At 62.2% G+C, this 18,228-nt stretch carries 23 protein-coding genes; 12 read left to right on the top strand and 11 right to left on the bottom strand.

Going from position 1 to position 18,228, the window contains the following annotated elements; genetic code table 11:
- Positions 1 to 2: 2 nt before the first annotated feature.
- From ccmE to ccmA, 5 genes are all read right to left on the bottom strand, one after another.
- Complete coding sequence (gene ccmE, locus BFP99_RS10995) at positions 3 to 458, bottom strand: cytochrome c maturation protein CcmE (protein ID WP_027607026.1); 456 nt, start codon at positions 456 to 458, stop codon at positions 3 to 5.
- Positions 455 to 631, bottom strand: coding sequence for a heme exporter protein CcmD (gene ccmD, locus BFP99_RS10990; protein ID WP_065924460.1), 177 nt, complete (start codon positions 629 to 631; stop codon positions 455 to 457). The genes ccmE and ccmD overlap by 4 nt, the downstream gene beginning before the upstream one ends.
- Positions 628 to 1,383 carry a heme ABC transporter permease gene (locus tag BFP99_RS10985; RefSeq protein ID WP_027607025.1) on the bottom strand — a complete coding sequence of 252 codons (756 nt, stop codon included), beginning with the start codon at positions 1,381 to 1,383 and terminating at the stop codon, positions 628 to 630. Before BFP99_RS10985 ends, ccmD begins: the two co-directional genes overlap by 4 nt.
- A gap of 86 nt (positions 1,384 to 1,469) precedes the next feature.
- Entirely contained in the window at positions 1,470 to 2,138 is a 669-nt protein-coding gene (gene ccmB / locus BFP99_RS10980; protein WP_065924458.1) for a heme exporter protein CcmB, read from the bottom strand.
- Positions 2,135 to 2,770 carry a cytochrome c biogenesis heme-transporting ATPase CcmA gene (ccmA, locus tag BFP99_RS10975; protein WP_065947258.1) on the bottom strand — a complete coding sequence of 212 codons (636 nt, stop codon included), beginning with the start codon at positions 2,768 to 2,770 and terminating at the stop codon, positions 2,135 to 2,137. The genes ccmB and ccmA overlap by 4 nt, the downstream gene beginning before the upstream one ends.
- A gap of 200 nt (positions 2,771 to 2,970) precedes the next feature.
- Here ccmA and BFP99_RS10970 point away from each other — a divergent pair, with 200 nt between their 5' ends.
- Both BFP99_RS10970 and BFP99_RS10965 read left to right on the top strand, forming a co-directional pair.
- Positions 2,971 to 4,548 carry a flagellar hook-length control protein FliK gene (locus BFP99_RS10970; protein ID WP_065947297.1) on the top strand — a complete coding sequence of 526 codons (1,578 nt, stop codon included), beginning with the start codon at positions 2,971 to 2,973 and terminating at the stop codon, positions 4,546 to 4,548.
- Positions 4,545 to 4,874 (top strand): EscU/YscU/HrcU family type III secretion system export apparatus switch protein, encoded by a 330-nt coding sequence (locus tag BFP99_RS10965; RefSeq protein WP_065947257.1) that lies wholly within the window; start codon positions 4,545 to 4,547, stop codon positions 4,872 to 4,874. Before BFP99_RS10970 ends, BFP99_RS10965 begins: the two co-directional genes overlap by 4 nt.
- Positions 4,875 to 5,094: 220 nt before the next feature.
- Here BFP99_RS10965 and glp read toward each other — a convergent pair whose 3' ends face one another.
- Positions 5,095 to 6,321 (bottom strand): molybdopterin molybdotransferase MoeA, encoded by a 1,227-nt coding sequence (gene glp / locus BFP99_RS10960; protein ID WP_065947256.1) that lies wholly within the window; start codon positions 6,319 to 6,321, stop codon positions 5,095 to 5,097.
- On the bottom strand, positions 6,305 to 6,844 hold the full coding sequence (gene moaB / locus BFP99_RS10955; protein ID WP_065947255.1) for a molybdenum cofactor biosynthesis protein B: 540 nt from the start codon (positions 6,842 to 6,844) through the stop codon (positions 6,305 to 6,307). The genes glp and moaB overlap by 17 nt, the downstream gene beginning before the upstream one ends.
- Before the next feature lie 76 nt (positions 6,845 to 6,920).
- Here moaB and mobA point away from each other — a divergent pair, with 76 nt between their 5' ends.
- Entirely contained in the window at positions 6,921 to 7,523 is a 603-nt protein-coding gene (gene mobA, locus BFP99_RS10950) for a molybdenum cofactor guanylyltransferase MobA (protein ID WP_065924550.1), read from the top strand.
- Between the two features lie 81 nt (positions 7,524 to 7,604).
- Complete coding sequence (locus BFP99_RS10945) at positions 7,605 to 7,826, top strand: YgdI/YgdR family lipoprotein (protein ID WP_010211805.1); 222 nt, start codon at positions 7,605 to 7,607, stop codon at positions 7,824 to 7,826.
- A 55-nt stretch (positions 7,827 to 7,881) separates the two neighbouring features.
- Here the strand turns inward: BFP99_RS10945 and BFP99_RS10940 are convergent, their stop codons facing one another.
- The 3 genes from BFP99_RS10940 to BFP99_RS10930 all read right to left on the bottom strand — a co-directional run bounded on the left by BFP99_RS10940 (position 7,882) and on the right by BFP99_RS10930 (position 9,486).
- Entirely contained in the window at positions 7,882 to 8,772 is an 891-nt protein-coding gene (locus BFP99_RS10940; RefSeq protein WP_065947296.1) for a pseudouridine synthase, read from the bottom strand.
- A 67-nt stretch (positions 8,773 to 8,839) separates the two neighbouring features.
- The gene (locus BFP99_RS10935; protein WP_010565034.1) at positions 8,840 to 9,175 is read right to left on the bottom strand and encodes a hypothetical protein; all 336 of its coding nucleotides are present in this window, start codon (positions 9,173 to 9,175) and stop codon (positions 8,840 to 8,842) included.
- Between the two features lie 74 nt (positions 9,176 to 9,249).
- Entirely contained in the window at positions 9,250 to 9,486 is a 237-nt protein-coding gene (locus BFP99_RS10930; protein ID WP_027607016.1) for a glutaredoxin family protein, read from the bottom strand.
- A gap of 324 nt (positions 9,487 to 9,810) precedes the next feature.
- Here BFP99_RS10930 and BFP99_RS10925 point away from each other — a divergent pair, with 324 nt between their 5' ends.
- The gene (locus BFP99_RS10925) at positions 9,811 to 11,547 is read left to right on the top strand and encodes a cation:proton antiporter (protein ID WP_137212966.1); all 1,737 of its coding nucleotides are present in this window, start codon (positions 9,811 to 9,813) and stop codon (positions 11,545 to 11,547) included.
- Here the strand turns inward: BFP99_RS10925 and BFP99_RS10920 are convergent.
- Positions 11,534 to 12,742, bottom strand: a complete 1,209-nt coding sequence (locus tag BFP99_RS10920; protein WP_065924455.1) for an ammonium transporter — start codon at positions 12,740 to 12,742, stop codon at positions 11,534 to 11,536. The genes BFP99_RS10925 and BFP99_RS10920 overlap by 14 nt on opposite strands.
- Before the next feature lie 345 nt (positions 12,743 to 13,087).
- Here BFP99_RS10920 and BFP99_RS10915 point away from each other — a divergent pair, with 345 nt between their 5' ends.
- The 7 genes from BFP99_RS10915 to BFP99_RS10885 all read left to right on the top strand — a co-directional run bounded on the left by BFP99_RS10915 (position 13,088) and on the right by BFP99_RS10885 (position 18,223).
- Positions 13,088 to 13,402, top strand: coding sequence for a DUF883 family protein (locus BFP99_RS10915; RefSeq protein WP_012723021.1), 315 nt, complete (start codon positions 13,088 to 13,090; stop codon positions 13,400 to 13,402).
- Positions 13,403 to 13,404: 2 nt separating this feature from the next.
- A complete protein-coding gene (locus BFP99_RS10910) occupies positions 13,405 to 13,788 on the top strand; it encodes a phage holin family protein (RefSeq protein WP_012723020.1) in 384 nt (127 codons plus the stop codon).
- On the top strand, positions 13,785 to 14,123 hold the full coding sequence (locus BFP99_RS10905) for a hypothetical protein (RefSeq protein ID WP_027607013.1): 339 nt from the start codon (positions 13,785 to 13,787) through the stop codon (positions 14,121 to 14,123). The genes BFP99_RS10910 and BFP99_RS10905 overlap by 4 nt, the downstream gene beginning before the upstream one ends.
- 89 nt (positions 14,124 to 14,212) lie before the next feature.
- Positions 14,213 to 15,376 carry an EAL domain-containing protein gene (locus tag BFP99_RS10900; RefSeq protein ID WP_027607012.1) on the top strand — a complete coding sequence of 388 codons (1,164 nt, stop codon included), beginning with the start codon at positions 14,213 to 14,215 and terminating at the stop codon, positions 15,374 to 15,376.
- A gap of 71 nt (positions 15,377 to 15,447) precedes the next feature.
- Positions 15,448 to 16,779 (top strand): deoxyguanosinetriphosphate triphosphohydrolase, encoded by a 1,332-nt coding sequence (locus BFP99_RS10895; protein ID WP_065947254.1) that lies wholly within the window; start codon positions 15,448 to 15,450, stop codon positions 16,777 to 16,779.
- Between the two features lie 171 nt (positions 16,780 to 16,950).
- On the top strand, positions 16,951 to 17,346 hold the full coding sequence (locus BFP99_RS10890) for a response regulator (protein ID WP_065924452.1): 396 nt from the start codon (positions 16,951 to 16,953) through the stop codon (positions 17,344 to 17,346).
- Between the two features lie 256 nt (positions 17,347 to 17,602).
- The gene (locus BFP99_RS10885) at positions 17,603 to 18,223 is read left to right on the top strand and encodes a response regulator transcription factor (protein WP_065924451.1); all 621 of its coding nucleotides are present in this window, start codon (positions 17,603 to 17,605) and stop codon (positions 18,221 to 18,223) included.
- The last annotated feature ends 5 nt before the right edge of the window (positions 18,224 to 18,228 follow it).

Below are 18,228 nucleotides of genomic sequence, written 5' to 3'. Positions count from 1 at the left end.
ACTTAGCCCTCCTTGGCGGGGGTGGGTGCGGACTGGCCGCTGTCTTTCAAGGCCTTGGTGACTTCCGGCGGCATGTATTTCTCATCGTGCTTGGCCAGCACTTCATCGGCCACCACCACGCCGTCGGCGTTGAGCTTGCCCAGGGCGACGATGCCCTGGCCTTCGCGGAACAGGTCCGGGAGGATGCCGCGGTAGGTGATGGTCACGGCCTTGTTGAAATCGGTAACCACGAAGGTGACGTCGAGGGAGTCGCCGGAACGCTTCAGCGAGCCCTTCTCCACCATGCCGCCGGCACGGATGCGCGTGTCCAGCGGCGCTTCGCCGTTGGCGATCTGGGTCGGGGTGTAGAACAGGTTGATGTTCTCCCGCAGGGCGCTCATCGCAAGGCCCACGGCAATACTGACGCCGGCCAGGATGGCAAGGATGATCAACAGACGCTTTCTACGCAGCGGATTCACTTTTCGGTCTCCCGGCGCAGACGACGCGCCTCTTGTTGCAGGTAACGCTTGCGGGCCAGGATCGGCGCGACGACGTTGAGGGCCAGCACGGCCAGGCAGATGCCATAGGCCGTCCAGACATACAGGCCGTGGTGGCCCATGGCGAGAAAATCACTGAAAGAAGCAAAACTCATCCGCGCGCTCCCAGGCAGCTTTGCACTTCGGCCTTGACCCAGCTGGCGCGGGCTTCACGCTTGAGCACTTCGAGGCGCATGCGCATCAGCAGCACGGCGCCGAAGAAGCAGTAGAACCCCAGCACCATCAGCAGCAACGGTGCCCACATTTCCACGGGCATTGCCGGTTTTTCGGTGAGGGTGAAGGTGGCGCCCTGGTGCAGGGTGTTCCACCACTCCACCGAGTACTTGATGATCGGGATGTTGATCACGCCGACAATCGCCAGCACCGCGCAGGCCTTGGCGGCGCTGTCACGATTGCTGATCGCGTTGCCCAGGGCAATAAGACCGAAGTACAGGAACAGCAGGATCAGCATCGACGTTAGTCGCGCATCCCACACCCACCACGAGCCCCAGGTGGGTTTGCCCCAGATCGCACCGGTGACCAGCGCCACGGCGGTCATCCACGCCCCGATGGGCGCGGCGCATTGCAGGGCGACGTCCGCGAGTTTCATCTTCCACACCAGGCCGACGACGCCGCACACCGCCAGCATCACGTAGCAGGACTGGGCCAGCATCGCGGCAGGCACGTGGATGTAGATGATGCGAAAGCTGTTGCCTTGCTGGTAGTCCGGCGGTGCAAAGGCCAGGCCCCAGACCAGGCCGATGCCGATCAGCAACACGGCGGCGAGGCTGAACCAGGGCAGCAGTCTGCCACTGATGCCGTAGAACCATTTGGGCGAGCCGAGCTTGTGAAACCAGGTCCAGTTCATTGCTGTTTCCATCACGGTTGCTTCTTGTCTTGGCAAGAAGCGTAGGGTCTTTACTGACTATGCGTATACCGCCCAGTCAGACCTCATTATTCACCGACGCTGATCTTCAGGCCGGCGGCTATAGCAAAGGGTGTCAGGGTTACCGCCAGGGCGGTCAGGCTGCCAAGCCACAGGAGGTAACCGGTCGCCGGCATGCCCATGAGCGCGGCTTGCAACGCGCCGCTGCCCAGGATCAGTACCGGGATGTACAAAGGCAGAATCAACAGGGCCAGTAACAGGCCACCCCGTTTCAAGCCGACGGTCAACGCGGCACCCACCGCCCCCAACAGGCTGAGTACCGGGGTGCCGAGCAGCAGGCTCAGCAGCAGGATCGGCAGGCATTCGCCGGGCAATCCGAGCATCATCGCCAGCAGTGGCGAGAGCAAGACTAGCGCCAGGCCGGAAAAAGCCCAGTGTGCCAGTACCTTGGCCAGGACCAGAAGTGGCAGGGGGTGCGACGAAAGGACCCACTGCTCGAGGGAACCGTCTTCGAAATCACTGCGAAACAGCCCGTCCAGCGAGAGCAGGACGGACAAAAGCGCCGCGACCCACACCAGTCCCGGCGACAAGGTTTGCAACAGTTTAGTCTCCGGGCCGACCGCCAACGGGAACAATGCGATCACGATGGCAAAGAACACCAGCGGGTTGGCCAGTTCGGCCGGGCGACGGCACAGCAACCGCGCTTCGCGGGCGACCAACAGGGCAAACACACTCATACCGACCACCGCCCCAGGTCGAGGTCGCGGTAACCGACGGGCATGCGCGCCAGGGTGTGGTGGGTGGTGAGCACCACCTGGCCGCCCTGCTCGCAGTGCTGCGCCAGGTGCTGTTCCAATTGGGTGACGCCTTGTTTGTCGAGGGCGGTGAAGGGTTCGTCGAGAATCCACAGCGGCGGGCCAGGCAGGTACAGGCGCGCCAGGGCCACGCGGCGCTGCTGGCCGGCGGACAGGGTGTGGCAGGGCACGTCTTCGAACCCCTTGAGGCCGACGGCGGCCAGGGCCTGCCAGATGGCGTCGCGGGTCGCGGGATGATGCAGGGCGCTGAGCCAGCTGAGGTTTTCTTCGGCGGTGAGCACGTCCTTGATGCCGGCGGCGTGGCCGATCCAGATCAGGTTGCGTGCCAGTTCGGTGCGTTGTTCGTTGAGCGGCCTGCCGTTCAGTCGGACTTCACCGGCCGTGGGCTGCATCAAGCCGGCCAGCAGGCGCAGCAAACTGGTCTTGCCGCTGCCGTTGGGGCCGCTGATCTGCACCATGTCGCCGCCCGCCACCCGCAGGTCGAGGTGCTCGAACAGCAGGCGCAGGTCGCGTTCACAGGAGAGCGCTACGGCTTCAAGAAGAGGGCTGGTCAAGAGATCGCGGGCCTTTACGGTTCAAGTCGGCGGTGCAGCGGCCGTTATAGAAAGAAGCACAATAACGGCTTTGGCGACCGATTTTAGAGAGCTGGATCAAATAGTTGTGAGGTTTTTACCGCTCTCTTTGCAGACGCGCGGCATTATACATGCGATGCCCTACGCTAAAGAGGGCTATTTCCCCAGAGACGATGCGCACGATGACCGGCGAGATCAACCTTCCTACGCTTCCTCCCACCCCGGCAACCGGGCAAACCCCTGCGCCTGCGCCCGGGGCGCTGCTGAAACTGCTGGAGCCGCAGATCGGGCTGATCGACCCGGGCAAAACCGTGAATGCCGAGGTGCTCGCCCTGAAACAAGGCGGCGAGGCGTTTCAGCTGTTGCTCAAGCTGACCCTTGAAGGCGGCCGCCAGACGCTGGTGCAAGCCAGCAGCCCACAACCCTTGCCGTTGGGCAGCAATGTGGCTGTGAGCCAGACGCCCGCAGGCAACCTGGCCATCAGCCTGCAACAAGCCCTGAGCGCCAACGTTGCCGCCCTCACCCGTATCGATACGGCCAGGATGCCGGAAGGCACCCTGCTGCAGGCCAAGGTGCTGACCACCCAGGCCCTGCCCCAAGGCACCGCGCAGCCGGCGATCTACCGTTCGTTGGTGACCGTACTCAATAGCGCCCTGGCCGGCGCGACCCTGACACTGGAAAGCCCGCAACCGTTGCGCGTGGGCAGCTTGCTCAGCGCCGTGGTGCAGAACGCGCAAACCCTGAATTTTGTGCCGTTGAGCGGGCTCAAGGATCAACTGGCCGTCACCCAGCAATTGTCGACCCAGCAAAGTCGCCAGGGCTCCCTGGATGCGGTGTTCAAGGCGTTGCAAAATCTGCCCCGCGGCGACAGCACCTCCACCGACCTGCGCGCCGCCGCCGACCGTTTGCTGGCGGCCTTGCCCGACCTGGCACAGGTGAGCAACCCCAAGGTGCTGGCCCAGGTGATCCAGAACAGCGGCGCCTTTCTTGAAGCCAAGTTACTCGCCGGGCAAAACCCGCAGGTGCCACCGCTGGATATGAAGGGCGCGCTGCTGCGCCTGGTCGCCGACCTGCTGCCTGCCTTGCCCGCCAGCACCAACCTGAATGCCATTCTTGCCGCCAACACCCTGGCCCAGGTGCTGCCCAACTTCGTGCGCAGCCCGTTGGGCACCCTCGGGCAGGTCGGCGCGCGGCAAGCACCGGTCAGCTTCCCACTGCCGGAGCGGCTGATGGCAAAACTGGAGGGCGAAGGCGACCTGGAAAACCTGCTGCGCCTGGCCGCCGGGGCCATTTCCCGCTTGCAGAGCCACCAGCTGTCGAGCCTGGAGCAAACCGGCACTACCGCCGATGGCCGCCTGCAAACCACCTGGCAGTTGGAGATCCCCATGCGCACCCTGCAGGACATCGTGCCGTTGCAGGTCAAGTTCCAGCGCGAAGAGCCGGCGCCGGACAAGGACCAGCCCGAACGCAAGGATTCCAAGGAGCCCAAACAGATGCTCTGGCGCGTCGAACTGGCCTTCGACATGGAGCCCCTGGGGCCGTTGCAGGTCCAGGCGCAGCTGACTCAGGGCAAGCTGTCCAGCCAACTGTGGGCAACCCGACCTTTCACTGCCAGCCTGATCGAAAGCCATTTGGGCAGCCTGCGCGAGCGCCTGGTGTCGTCAGGGCTGAATGTCGGCGACCTGGACTGCCACCTCGGCACCCCGCCACGCGGGCCGAAAACCGGACTGGAACAACGCTGGGTGGATGAAACCGCATGAACAACGCCAACCCGCCACGCCAGGCGATTGCCCTCAAGTACGACGGCCAGCAAGCGCCGACCCTGACCGCCAAGGGCGACGATGCCCTGGCCGAAGCCATCCTCAAGTTGGCACGGGAAAATGAAGTGCCGATCTATGAAAATGCCGAGCTGGTGAAACTGCTGGCACGCATGGAACTGGGCGACAGTATCCCGGAGGAGTTGTACCGCACCATCGCCGAGATCATTGCGTTTGCCTGGACGTTGAAGGGCAAGTTCCCGGTGGGCTATGACTCGGATGCGCGGCCGGTGGAGCGGGATGTCACGGAGCGTGGCAACGATTACTGAATAGCCACAGGCATATACAGGTTCAAATGTGGGAGGGGGCTTGCCCTAAGGCTTTTTGTAGGAGCGAGCTTGCTCGCGAAAAACTCACAGGCGCCGCGTTCATTCAGGAAGAACGCGTTATCGTTGACGTTTTTCGCGAGCAAGCTCGCTCCTACAGGAGGCGATGTACGCTTAACTGACTGGCATCAGGGCAAGCCCCCTTCCACATTTGGATTGGGGGTCAATTCAAGACTTCACTCAGAGGGATGAAATTGACTCGATCGCCGATGTCCAGCGTCGTCCCTTCCAACACCTCCACCAACCCCTCCGCCCACGCCGCGCTGCGCAGCACGCCGGAGCTCTGGTTGCGGTAGATGATCGCCTTGCCCTGTTCGATGCGCCCGCGCAGATACTCGCGGCGGTTGCCCGGCTTGGGCCAGGTGAACCCCACCGGCACGTCGAAACGCAGCGGTTCCACGTCCGCCACACCCTGGCGGCGCAGCAAGTAGGGGCGCGCCAACAGCGCAAAGGTCACCAGGGTCGAGGCCGGATTGCCCGGCAGGCCGATCACCGGCACGCCACGGAAATGACCAAAAGTCAGGGGTTTGCCCGGCTTGATCGCCAGCTTCCATAACGCCAGCTCACCCTCTTCGCGCAGGGCAATACCAAGGAAATCCGCCTCGCCCACCGACACACCGCCCGTGGACAAAATCAGATCAACCGCCCTCAAGCCTGCCAGTCGCGAACGGGTCTGCTCCAGGTCGTCCGGCAGGATGCCTGCGTCGATGACTTCGCAACCCATGCGCTCAAGCCAGGAACACAACACGCGGCGATTGCTGTTGTAGATCTGGCCCGGACCGAGGGGCAAACCGGGCTCGATCAGCTCATCGCCGGTGGACAACACCGCGACACGCGGGCGCCGCACTACGTCCAGACGGTCACGACCGAGGGAAGCCGCCAGGCCCAGCTCGATCGGGCCCAGGCGCGTACCGGCCATGAGCACCCGCTCGCCGACGGTGGTTTCCTGGCCTTGGGGGCGGATGTTCTGGTTGGGCTGCAACGGTTCGCTGAAGCTCACGCGCTCATCGGCGTGGACCACGGCGTTTTCCTGCATTTCCACGCAGTCCGCGCCTTCCGGTACCGGCGCCCCGGTGAAGATGCGCGCACAGGTGCCGGCCGCCAGCGGCTGTGGCGCCTGGCCAGCGAAAATACGCTGGCTGACGGGCAAGGGTTCACCGGTCCAATCCACCAGGCGCACGGCGTAACCGTCCATGGCGCTGTTGGGCCAGGGTGGCAGGTCGAGGGTGGAGACCAGATCCTGGGCCAATACACGGCCGTCGCACTCAGCCAGGGGCAGCACGTGCTGCTCGCGGATCGGCGCGGCTTCGGCCATCGCCAGCAGCTGTTGCAGGGCGTGTTCTACCGGCATCAGGGCGCCGGTCTTGCCGGGCTTACCCACGGGATTCACAGGGTTCGGCCAGCTTCAGGTGCGGCACGAAGTTGCAGGGGCGATGACGGTTATCCAGTTGTTCGGCGAGGATGCCATCCCAACCGGTGCGCACGGCATTGGTGGAGCCCGGCAGGCAGCACACCAGGGTGCCGTTGGCCAGGCCGGCCAGGGCGCGGGATTGCACGGTGGAGGTGCCGATGTCGGCCACGGAGATCTGGCGGAACAGTTCGCCAAAGCCGTCGACCTGTTTGTCGAGCAGGCAGCCGACCGCTTCGGGGGTGCTGTCGCGGCCGGTGAAGCCGGTGCCGCCGGTGATCAACACCACTTGCACCACGTCTTCGGCAATCCAGTGGGCGACCTGGGCGCGGATCTTGTAGAGGTCGTCCTTGAGCAGCACGCGCTCGGCCAGGTGGTGGCCGGCGGCGGTGAGGCGGTCGACGAAGACCTGGCCCGAGGTGTCGGTGTCCAGGGTGCGGGTGTCGCTGACGGTCAATACCGCCATATTCAGGGGTACGAAGGGTGCATCGGCCTTGGCTTTCATGGCACGGTCCGGTTGTCGAAGGAACGGCCCGATGTTATATCACAGGCCCCTGTTCAGCTGCCTGCGCGGAACCCACATGCCACTCGACTCAATCCCCCTGCCCTGTTCGATCCTGCTGTTGGCCGGTGGCCGCGGCCAGCGCATGGGCGGCCAGGACAAAGGCCTGCTGGACTGGCACGGCCTGCCCTTGATCGCACACGTGCAGCGCCTGGTACGGCCACTGACCGATGACCTGATCATCTCGTGCAACCGCAACCAGGCGCAGTACGCCGCCTATGCCGACCAGTTGGTAAGCGACGACAGCCCGGATTTTCCCGGGCCGCTGGCGGGTATCCGCGCAGGACTGGCCGCCGCGCGCCATGGGCACCTGCTGATCCTGCCGTGCGATGTGCCCCATATCGACGCTCGACTCCTCGCCGACCTGCGTGAAACCGCACAACGCCATCCCTTGTTGCCGGTGATGGTGCGCCACGGTGAATTCTGGGAACCCTTGATCTGCATCATCCCCATCGGCCTGCGAACCGAGGTAGAACAGGCCTGGCATGCCGGTGAACGCAGCCCGCGAAAGATCCTCCTGCAATTGGGCGGCGTGGGCGTGGAATGCCCAACCGATGACCCGCGCCTGGCCAACCTGAATACACCAGAGCTGTTGCGCCCAAGGTCTGACGTGTCAGAATGAACCTTCGCACAAGGAACTTTGGCGACGTCTCACACGTCTCAAGGTCAGCAATCAAAAAGTATTCTCTTGGAGACAACACCCATGACTCAACGGACCATCGCCGCTCTCATGCTTGCACTGGGCCTGGCTACCCTCGCCGGTTGCGCCTCGCCGACAGTGATCACCCTGAATGACGGTCGCGAAATCCAGGCCGTCGACACCCCGAAATACAACGAAGATTCGGGTTTCTACGAATTCGAACAGCTTGATGGCAAGCGAACCCGCATCAACAAAGATCAGGTTCGCACCGTTAAAGACCTGTAAGCCTCAGCGCTTGCACACAAGGCCCGCCTCGCGCGGGCCTTGTCGTTTCCGGGGGTTACCAGTCGAGGGTGATGAGGCTTCGAAAACGGCGTTCTTCAGCGGTGACCGGGTCGATAAACCGCACGCCCTGGGCCAGCAGCTTGAGGGGATTGGCGTAATCATCGACCGCATCCTTGATCACGTCCGGATAGAACGGATCGTTGCAGATACTCGCCCCCAGCGCGGTCATGTGTACACGCAACTGGTGTTTCTTGCCGGTCACGGGAAACAGGCCGTAGCGCCATAAGTCGCCGTTCTTTTCCCGCACCTCCACCGCTGTTTCGGTGTTGCTGGCACCGGGGCCTTCCTGCATGCGGAAGAAAGGTTCGCCATCCACCAGGCGACTTTTGTGTACCAACGGGAACGTCAGGCCAGGCAAAGCCGGGGCGATGGCTTCGTAGAATTTATCGATCCGGCGCGTGGGAAACAGCTGCTGATAGGCCGAACGGCTGGCCGGGTTGGCCGAGAACAGTACCAGCCCGGCGGTGTGTCGGTCGATGCGGTGCAGGGGCACCAGCGCCGGGTTGTCCAGGCGGCGAATCAGGCGGCGCAGCAGGGTTTGCTCGACGTACTCGCCGGCCGGGGTCACGGGCAGGAAGTGCGGTTTGTCCGCCACCACCAGGTGCTCATCGGCGTAGAGGATGCTTTCCTGCACCGGGATGACTTTTTCGTTGGGGACTTCACGGAAGTAATAGATGCACAGGCCTTCCCTGTAGGCCAGGTCCAGGGGGATCGGGGTGCCAGTGACATCCAGCACCCGCCCACGGGCGATGCGGTCCAGCCACTGTTCGCGACTGATCGCCGCAAAGTGCTCGCACAGGCACTCCAGCACCGTAGCCCAGCGGCCAGGTGGCAGGTACAGGGTGCTGGCTTGGTGCTGGGACGCGGAAAAAGCGGATGTGGACATGCTCGAAGCCTTGAAAAAACAGGCGGGCATTATCCCGCATCAAGCGGGATGAAACCTAGGGCGGATCTCAGGCCTTGGCCAATTCCGCGCGCAGGATCGGCGAAGCACTCGCCGCCTCGGTGAACTCCTTGAGCCAGCGCAGCACGTCCACCGCTTCCCAGCGGCCGGGATCGTAAAGCGCGTACAACAGGCCCTGGTAACCCACCACATCGAGCTGCTTGTGATAACCGGCGCGCTGGAACAACGCCTCGATCTCGGCAAAGCAGGTATTGAAATGCACTTTGTTAAACGGCGTCTTGCCTTCCGTGACCAGGCCGTCGAGGCGCAGCTCGTTCACCGCGTCGCGCACGACATCGGCAGACATGCGATTGACGCTGCTTTTCAGTTGTTCAACATTCACCACGGGCGTTCCCTCTATTCAATCGCTGTACAAACATACAGTAACGTAATATTCGGAAACCCGCCATCGCATAAACGTCAGCGCAGGAAGGCGACAACCTGATCCGCATCGAAGGGCCAATCCAGTTCAGCCCCCGTGTCCACCCGCCGAAGCACCGGAATCCTTAGGCCATAGGCGTCGGTCAGGTCGTCGGGGTCGGTGATATCAACCAACTCGACCAGCAACCCGCGTTCGACGAGCGGCATGATTTCGGCTTCGGCAATTTCACAAAGATGGCAACCCAGGGTGCCGAACAACTGGCATTCAGGAAGCATGACGAATGGCCCTGATCAGTAAGTAGACAAGCATTCTAATCCTCACAAAAACCTGTGGCGAGCGGGCTTGTTGTGGCGAGCGGGCTTGCCCCGCGTTGGGGCGCGAAGCGGCCCCGGTAGTGCCACCGCGCTCCTTCAGACAGAAATACGGTGCTTGTTTTGGGGCCGCTTCGCAGCCCAACGCGGGGCAAGCCCGCTCGCCACAGGTACAGCGTTCGCTCCCCGGAAACCTGCCGGCCACAATAAACCCTGACCCAGATCACCATGGCCTATAACTGATTCAGCGATTCTCGCGGCTTTTTGCCCGCTCACCCTGCAACGGAGATGCTTGTGTTCGCCAACCTGCTGATCATTCTGGCCTCATCCCTGGTGGTGATTGCGCTGTTTCGCCGGCTGCAACTACCACCCGTGCTGGGCTACCTGTGCGTGGGCCTGGCCGTAGGGCCGACTGCCCTGGACTGGGTGAATGACAGCGAAGAGCTGCCCGACCTTGCCGAACTGGGCGTGGTGTTCCTGCTGTTTTCCCTGGGCCTGGAGTTTTCCCTGACCAGGATGCTCGCCCTGCGCCGCGTGGTGTTTGGCCTCGGCAGCTTGCAGGTGCTGGGGTGCAGCGTGCTGCTGGGGGGCCTGTTGATGGCCTTCGGTGTGGCACCGGGCATCGCCTTGTTGCTGGGTGCGGGGCTGGCGCTGTCGTCCACGGCGATCGTCAGCAAGGAACTGACCAGCCTCGGCGAAATCTTCAGCAGCCATGGCCAGAACGCGATCGGCGTGTTGCTGTTCCAGGATGTGGTGGCGGTGTTGCTGCTGACGCTGGTGCCGGTGTTCGCCGGCAGCAGCGAACAGGCCTGGTACTGGGCGTTGCCGCTGACGCTGGGCAAAACCGTGGTGTTGTTCGTGGGCCTGTTGCTCGCCAGCCGCTGGTTATTGCCGCGCTTGTTTCATGAGGTCGCCGCTTCCCATTCGGCGGAGCTGTTTGTGCTGCTGGCGCTGGTGATCGTCTTGCTGACCGCCTGGCTCACGCATCTGCTGGGCCTCTCGCCTGCCCTCGGTGCCTTCCTGGCCGGCATGCTGCTGGGCGAAAGCCATTACCGCCATCAGATCGAAGCGGATATCCGGCCCTTCCGCGACATCCTGCTGGGGCTGTTTTTCGTCAGCATCGGCATGCTTATCGACCTGCAGTTGTTCGTCAGCCACAGTCTGTTGATCCTCGGCATGACCCTCGCGCTGATGCTGATCAAAGGCAGTGTGGTGGCTGCGCTGGTCAAGCTGCGCGGCAGCGACAGTGAAACCGCCTGGCGCAGCGGCCTGGCCCTGGCCCAGGGCGGTGAGTTCTGTTTTGCGCTGATGGCGCAGATGCAACAGAGCCGGCTGATACCCGATGAATTCAACGGTCTGCTGCTCGCCGCCACGTTCTGTTCGATGCTGTTGACGCCACTGCTGTTGCGCGCCGCGCCGGCGATTGCCCTGCGCCTGCATCGTAAGCCCAACCAACAGGTACAACTTGAAGAAATTGCCGCCCTCAACGCCCAATTACACGGGCATGCGGTCATCTGCGGCTATGGCCGGGTCGGGCAATCCATCGGGCGCTTTCTGCGCAATGAGCAACAGGCGTTTATCGCCCTGGATGACGACCCGGAACGGGTCCAGGAAGCCGCCACCGAAGACAGCAGCGTGCATTACGGCGACTGTCGCCGTGGCGCCTTGCTCAGTGCCGTGGGCCTGGAACGGGCGCGCCTGGTGGTGATTGCCGTGGACAACAGTGATGTGGCCCTGGCGGTGCTCAAGGAAGCCCGCCATATCAACCCCGACGTGCCGATCCTGGTGCGCACCCGCGATGACAGCCAGTGGGCTGAATTGAAAGCCGCGGGCGCCAGCGAAGTGGTGCCCGAGCTGCTGGAGTCAAGCCTGATGCTCGCCTCCCACGCCTTGATCCTGCTGGGCCTGCCGGACCAACAGGTGCAGGCGCGGGTCGATGAAGTCCGGCATAACCGCTATCGCCTGCTGCACGGTTTCTACACGCACCCGAGCACCGACGAAGAGGCGCCTATCAATCCTGACTGACCGCACCGATCTTGTGGATCGACAGATCTGCGCCGTAATACTCCTCCTCCTGGCTCAGGCGCAGCCCGTGTACGCGCTTGATCACGCCATACACCAGCAGGCCGCCGCCGAACGCGACGACCACACCGAGTCCCGTACCGATCAATTGGCTGATCAGACTCACGCCGCCCAATCCCCCCAGCGCCTTTTGCCCAAAGATGCCGCAGGCAATCCCGCCCCATACACCGCACAGGCCATGCAGTGGCCACACCCCCAGCACATCGTCGATCTTCCAGCGGTCCTGGGCGGCGATAAAGCACCACACAAACAGCCCGCCCGCAACCACACCGGTGACCAGCGCGCCCACCGGATGCATCAGGTCGGAACCCGCGCAGATCGCCACCAGCCCGGCCAACGGACCGTTATGCAGGAAGCCTGGGTCGTTGCGGCCGATCACCAGGGCGGCGACGGTGCCGCCGACCATGGCCATCAGCGAGTTCACCGCCACCAGGCCGCTGACGCCGTCCAGGGTCTGCGCGCTCATCACGTTAAAGCCGAACCAGCCGACAATCAGGATCCACGAGCCCAACGCAAGGAACGGAATGCTCGACGGCGCAAACGCCACCAGGCGCCCTTCCCGGTAGCGCCCATTGCGCGGGCCCAGCAGCAGCACCGCCGCCAGCGCCAGCCAGCCGCCCATGGCATGCACCACCACCGAGCCGGCAAAGTCATGGAAGCTGGCGCCGAACGTCTTGAGCAACCAGGCCTGCAAACCGAAATTGCCGTTCCACACCATGCCTTCGAAAAACGGATAGATAAACGCCACGATCAACGCGGTGGCGCACAACTGCGGAGCGAACTTTGCACGCTCCGCAATACCGCCGGAGATGATCGCCGGGATCGCTGCCGCAAACGTCAGCAGGAAGAAGAACTTCACCAGGCCATAACCATGATCGGCGCTGATCACGGCCGCCGGTTGCATGAAGCTCACCCCGTAGGAGATCCAATAGCCTATAAAGAAATAGGCCAGGGTGGAGATGGCGAAGTCGCTGAGGATCTTCGACAGGGCGTTGACTTGGTTTTTCTGGCGCACCGTCCCGACTTCCAGAAACGCGAAGCCGGCGTGCATGGCCAGGACCATGACCGCACCGATCAGGATAAACAGGGTATTGGAGCTGTGGACCAGAGTGTCCACCGCACTTTGCAGATTTTCCATTGAAGTTGGCAGGCCTGTGTAAGGCAAAAAGCACCAAAGCGGTTCAAGCCAGGGGTTGCGCGCACTAAATTGGCACCTCCGGCACCGCCCCTCTTCAGAGGGCGTGAACCGCTTTAGCGCAGCGTTCAACACAACCGGCCGTTGCCGACAGGGTTTTTCCGCGAGTTTGAGTTATTTAGGGTAAGGTTTTTCGAGACCTGAGCCCCGACCGCCCGGATTCAGCGCAAGCCACGGGGCGTGCGCACCAAGGCAAAGCAAAAGCTGTACCAGACAATTGCACTGAACCTTCACCGATACCGGTGACTCGAAACCACACGTACCGATCAGCCAATCACGGAGATAACCATGGCCAGAAGAACTGCAAAGACTGCTCAAGAAATACTGATGGCGGATTTTCAAACCCTGGTGACTGACACCGAAAGGTTGCTGGACGACACCAAGGTGCTTGCGGGCGACCAGGCCGATGAGCTGCGCGCCAAGATTCATGACACGCTGTTGCAGGCCCGCGAAACCCTCAAGCAAACCGAAGACTCCCTGCGCGAACGCGGCCAGGCGGCGGTCACCGCGACCGAAGATTACGTGCAGGCCAACCCTTGGCAGTCGGTAGGCATTGCCGCCGGCGTGGGCTTTCTGATCGGCCTGCTGGCCACAAGGCGCTAATCATGTCTATCGGCGAAACTGGCTCGTCCACGGGTACCACCTCACGACGCCTGGGCGCGGCCGTTCTTGGCTTGCTGCACAGCCACGTCGAACTGTTTGGCATCGAATTGCAGGAGCAGAAGGCCCGTACCGTCAGCCTGCTGCTGTTTGCCGGCCTGGCGCTGGTATTTGCCCTGTTGTTGCTGGTGGGGTTGTCGACACTGGTGATGATCCTGGTATGGGACACCGGCTACCGCCTGACCGGGATCATCTGCCTCTGCGTGTTCTACAGCCTGGCCGCTGCCTTCTGCGGAGTGCGCTTGAAAGCGGCGGTGTTCGATGAGTCCACGCCGTTCCACGCCACCCTTGAAGAGCTGGCCAATGATCGGGAGCGCCTGCTGCCATGAGCTCGAATGAAATCCAGCAAACCTCCCGCCGGGAAATGCGCAAGGCCTTGATCCGCCTGCGCATGGAGATGCACCGCCAGGAGATACGCCACGAATCCCAGCAATTGATGGCGCCGCTGAACAAGGTGCGCAACCTGGGCCAAAACTTTCAGGGCGGCCTGGGCATCAAGCACGCGCCGCTGTGGGGCGTGGCCGCTGTAACCCTGATCGGTTTCTTCACCGGCAAGGGCGCCAAGGGCGGCGGTATCAGCAGTGTGACGCGCCTGGTGCGCCTCGGTGCCGGCCTGATCCCGCTGATCAAACTGGCCATGCAGGGCAATTCACGCAAAGGTTGAGCCTGCTGGCTGCATTCTTGCTAACAGAATGGCCCGGTCCTCGTTTCGAGGGCCGGGTCTTTTTTCGCCAGTGTTTTTAAGGAGGCCCCGTGATCGACGGGCAACCGCTCGCCTGCTTCCAACCGTTTATCGATACCGCCACCGGGCGCATTGCCGGCGTCGAGGCCTTGGGGCGTCTACGCCAGGCTGATGGCCGCCTGCAGTCCGTTGGCCCGCTGTTCGCCGACCCACGCACGCCAGGCGCGAGCTTGCGCCGTCTCGACCGGCAGATTCGCGACAACGCGTTAAGCCGCCTGCATGAAGCCCCCGAAGACTGGTTCCTCAGCCTGAATATCTCGCCGCGCTGGATCAACCAATTGCGTCCGGGCCAGGCGCTGCCAAGCCTCAAACAGATCCACAGCCATGGCGTCGACCCGCAGCGCATCGTGTTCGAGATCACCGAACTGGGCGGCGACATCCAGCGCCTGGCCGAGGTGGTGGCACGTTATCGCGAGGCCGGTGCGCGCATCGCCATCGATGATTTCGGCGCCGGCTATTCCCAGCTTGACCGGGTATTGGCGCTGCAGCCGGACATCCTCAAGCTGGACATGCGCCTGTTCCAGCAAGCCGCCAGGGGCGGACCGAGCAGTGACGTCGTGCGGGCGCTGGCGCAGATGGCGGAAAAGACCGGCTGCTGGATCATTGCCGAAGGCGTGGAAACCGAGGCGCAGCTGAGCTTCGCCCTGGAATGCGGTTCGCGCTACGTGCAGGGCTATCTGTTTGCCCAGGCGCAATTGGACTGGTTCGCCACCGACGCCTTCGTGCCGCGCTTTGACCAACTGCGCGCGGCGTATGTCCAGCAGAAGCTGGCCGAACGCGGGCGCATCATGCAACTGCGCCAGCAATTGACCGAACTGATGAAGATCCTGCAATCCTGGGCACAGGCACAAGCCCCGCTGGATCACTTGCCCCAACTGCCGGCCTTCCCCTGGCTGCTGCGTTTTTACCAATGCGACCGGCATGGCACCCAGTTGACCCCCAACTTCGAATGGCGCCAGGACGCCTGGCAGGCCGACAGCCGCTACCTGGGCCACAACTGGTCATGGCGCCCGTACTTCTATCACCTGCTGGCCGAAGGTTGGGAGGAGCGTCGCCTGACGCTGTCCTCGACCTACCGCGATGCCACCACCAACCAGTACTGCCTCACCGCCGGACAATTCTTCGATAACGGTCAGCGCTTGCTGTTAATCGATATCGACGCGGCCGGCCTGTAGATTTTCGCTTGCCCCGCCAAGGCGGAACCGGGAAGCTGGGCGGGTCATTCACCGTACGGAGAGTACCCGCCTTGGATTGGCCCACCCTGCTTACCCGCGAACGCCTTGGAAAACCCCTGCACAGCCCGGAAGAACTAGGCCGCAGCCCGTTTCACAAAGACCATGACCGCATTATCTTCTCCGGCGCGTTTCGCCGCCTGGGCCGCAAGACCCAAGTGCACCCGGTGTCCAGCAACGACCATATCCACACACGCCTGACCCACTCCCTGGAAGTCAGTTGCGTAGGCCGCTCCCTCGGCATGCGCGTGGGCGAAACCCTGCGCAGCGCCCTGCCCGACTGGTGTGACCCGAGCGACCTGGGCATGGTGGTGCAATCGGCCTGCCTGGCCCATGACATCGGCAACCCGCCGTTCGGGCATTCAGGCGAAGACGCCATCCGCCACTGGTTCCAACAGGCAGCGGGGCGCGGCTGGCTGGACGACATGAGCAGCGCCGAGCGCAATGACTTCCTCAACTTCGAAAGCAATGCCCAAGGCTTCCGGGTACTGACCCAACTGGAATACCACCAGTTCGACGGCGGCACGCGCCTGACCTACGCGACCTTGGGCACGTACCTCAAGTACCCCTGGACCGCCCGCCACGCCGATTCCCTGGGTTACAAGAAACACAAGTTCGGCTGCTACCAGAGCGAACTGCCGATCCTCGAACAGATCGCCAGCAAGCTCGGCCTGCCGCAACTCGAGGAACAACGCTGGGCTCGCCACCCACTGGTCTATCTGATGGAGGCGGCAGACGACATCTGCTACGCCTTGATCGACCTGGAGGACGGCCTGGAAATGGACCTGCTGGAGTACACCGAAGTCGAGTCACTGCTGCTCGACCTGGTGGGCGACGACCTGCCGCAGACCTACCGGCAACTGGGCGCCCAGGACTCGCGCCGACGCAAGCTGGCGATCCTGCGCGGCAAGGCCATCGAGCACTTGACCAACGCCGCGGCGCGCGCCTTCGTCGAACAACAGGAGGCCTTGCTTGCCGGCACCCTGCCCGGCGACCTGGTGGAGCACATGCACGGCCCCGCCAAACGCTGCGTGCTGGATGCCAAGGACATGGCGCGCAAGAAAATCTTCCAGGACAAGCGCAAGACCCTCCACGAGATCGGCGCCTACACCACCCTGGAAATCCTGTTGAACGCCTTCTGCGGCGCGGCCCTGGAGCAGCACGGCGGACGCACGCCGTCGTTCAAGAACCGGCGCATTCTCGACCTGTTGGGCAACAACGCGCCGGACCCTGCATGGCCGCTGCACAGGTCGTTCCTGCGGATGATCGACTTCATCGCCGGCATGACCGACAGCTACGCCACCGAGATGGCACGGGAGATGACCGGGCGCTCCAGCCCTCAATAACCTGGCTGATCACGCCGCCTGTTCACTGAACAGAATCTGCCTACGATGGGAACAGAGCGGCCTGATCGAATTCGCACAAGCGCCCGAAGAATAATCGCGCACGCTCCGGGCAGGTCTGGCGAACAGTTCCTACGTGCCCCCTATCGACGCTTGACTCACCGTGTGCCTTCTATGCCCCACTACCCCTTTCGGATCCTGTTGGTGGAGGACCATCCCTTTCAGCTCCTCGCCACCCAATGCCTGCTGAGAAGCTTCGGCTTCGAGCACCTGGCCCCGGCCGAAAACGCCGAGCAGGCAATCCGTTTGATGACCCAGGCCGAGGCTCCCTTCGACATCATCCTCTGTGACCAGTGCCTGCCCGACCTGCCCGGTCTTGAGTTGATTGAAATCGCCAGTCGCCAATGCTTTATCAAGGCCGCCATCTTGCTCAGCGGACTTCCCGAGGCAGAACTTTCAGCGTTGCAAACCCAAGCCCTCAAACGTGGCCTGCCATTGCTCGGTTACTTGCCAAAGCCGTTGAATAAAGATGAGCTTGCACGTTTGACCCATACATTACTCACGTTATAAATGTAGGACTTTAAACAGATCGACCGGTCGGAAAAATCGCGCATAACCACTGTAAAGTCCTTGCCATGTTCCTTCGGCCCATGCCCCTGCGGAACCTTGGCCTCTTGCGTTACAGCTCCTTAGAGACAGGTAGGCTTTTACCTTTTTTAATGTAGGAACTTTCCTGTTTTATACCTGCCACCCCCCAAGTTCATGCTTATCCATCGGCTTCTGAGCTAATGTGCCCGCTTTATTTGTACTTGCATGGAATATGATCATGAATACAGTTTTTATTATTGACGACCATCCGGTTATAAGACTTGCCATACGAATGTTGTTGGAACACGAAGAAAATTTCAAAGTAGTCGGCGAAACGGATAACGGATGCGACGCCATCCAAATGGTCCGCGAATGCATGCCGGACCTGATCATCCTCGACATCAGCATTCCAAAACTCGACGGGCTGGAAGTGCTTTGCCGATTCAACGCCATGAACGCGTCGATGAAAACCCTGGTGCTGACGGCTCAATCCCCCACCCTGTTTGCCACGCGTTGCATGCGTTCGGGAGCCGATGGCTACGTGTGCAAGGAAGGTGACCTGAGCGAGCTGATGAGCGCCATCCGCGCTGTACTGTCCGGTTATAACTACTTCCCCAGCCAAGCCTTGAACACCAACGATGAGGCCTGCAAGGAACTTGAACTGTTCAAGGCGGTTAACGATCGGGAGTTGATGGTATTGCAACTTTTCGCACAAGGCCGCACCAACAAGGAAATAGCCAAAGGTATGTTCTTGAGCAACAAAACAGTAAGCACTTATAAAAAGAGGCTGATGCAGAAACTTCAAGCCAAGTCCTTGGTAGAACTTATCGAGATGGCAAAACGGAACGCGCTAGTGTGAGAAAC

The sequence above is a fragment of the Pseudomonas sp. 1 R 17 genome (assembly GCF_900067035.1).
Lineage (GTDB): Bacteria > Pseudomonadota > Gammaproteobacteria > Pseudomonadales > Pseudomonadaceae > Aquipseudomonas > Aquipseudomonas marginalis.
This window is presented reverse-complemented; position numbering and strand designations above follow the sequence as displayed.

Excerpts from the sequence above, each read along its gene's own strand:
- ccmD (WP_065924460.1), bottom strand. The coding sequence starts at position 631 with ATGAGTTTTGCTTCTTTCAGTGATTTTCTCGCCATGGGCCACCACGGC.
- BFP99_RS10985 (WP_027607025.1), bottom strand. The coding sequence starts at position 1,383 with ATGAACTGGACCTGGTTTCACAAGCTCGGCTCGCCCAAATGGTTCTAC.
- ccmB (WP_065924458.1), bottom strand. The coding sequence starts at position 2,138 with ATGAGTGTGTTTGCCCTGTTGGTCGCCCGCGAAGCGCGGTTGCTGTGC.
- BFP99_RS10970 (WP_065947297.1), top strand. The coding sequence starts at position 2,971 with ATGACCGGCGAGATCAACCTTCCTACGCTTCCTCCCACCCCGGCAACC.
- BFP99_RS10965 (WP_065947257.1), top strand. The coding sequence starts at position 4,545 with ATGAACAACGCCAACCCGCCACGCCAGGCGATTGCCCTCAAGTACGAC.
- moaB (WP_065947255.1), bottom strand. The coding sequence starts at position 6,844 with ATGAAAGCCAAGGCCGATGCACCCTTCGTACCCCTGAATATGGCGGTA.
- mobA (WP_065924550.1), top strand. The coding sequence starts at position 6,921 with ATGCCACTCGACTCAATCCCCCTGCCCTGTTCGATCCTGCTGTTGGCC.
- BFP99_RS10945 (WP_010211805.1), top strand. The coding sequence starts at position 7,605 with ATGACTCAACGGACCATCGCCGCTCTCATGCTTGCACTGGGCCTGGCT.
- BFP99_RS10940 (WP_065947296.1), bottom strand. The coding sequence starts at position 8,772 with ATGTCCACATCCGCTTTTTCCGCGTCCCAGCACCAAGCCAGCACCCTG.
- BFP99_RS10930 (WP_027607016.1), bottom strand. The coding sequence starts at position 9,486 with ATGCTTCCTGAATGCCAGTTGTTCGGCACCCTGGGTTGCCATCTTTGT.
- BFP99_RS10925 (WP_137212966.1), top strand. The coding sequence starts at position 9,811 with ATGCTTGTGTTCGCCAACCTGCTGATCATTCTGGCCTCATCCCTGGTG.
- BFP99_RS10920 (WP_065924455.1), bottom strand. The coding sequence starts at position 12,742 with ATGGAAAATCTGCAAAGTGCGGTGGACACTCTGGTCCACAGCTCCAAT.
- BFP99_RS10915 (WP_012723021.1), top strand. The coding sequence starts at position 13,088 with ATGGCCAGAAGAACTGCAAAGACTGCTCAAGAAATACTGATGGCGGAT.
- BFP99_RS10910 (WP_012723020.1), top strand. The coding sequence starts at position 13,405 with ATGTCTATCGGCGAAACTGGCTCGTCCACGGGTACCACCTCACGACGC.
- BFP99_RS10905 (WP_027607013.1), top strand. The coding sequence starts at position 13,785 with ATGAGCTCGAATGAAATCCAGCAAACCTCCCGCCGGGAAATGCGCAAG.
- BFP99_RS10890 (WP_065924452.1), top strand. The coding sequence starts at position 16,951 with ATGCCCCACTACCCCTTTCGGATCCTGTTGGTGGAGGACCATCCCTTT.
- BFP99_RS10885 (WP_065924451.1), top strand. The coding sequence starts at position 17,603 with ATGAATACAGTTTTTATTATTGACGACCATCCGGTTATAAGACTTGCC.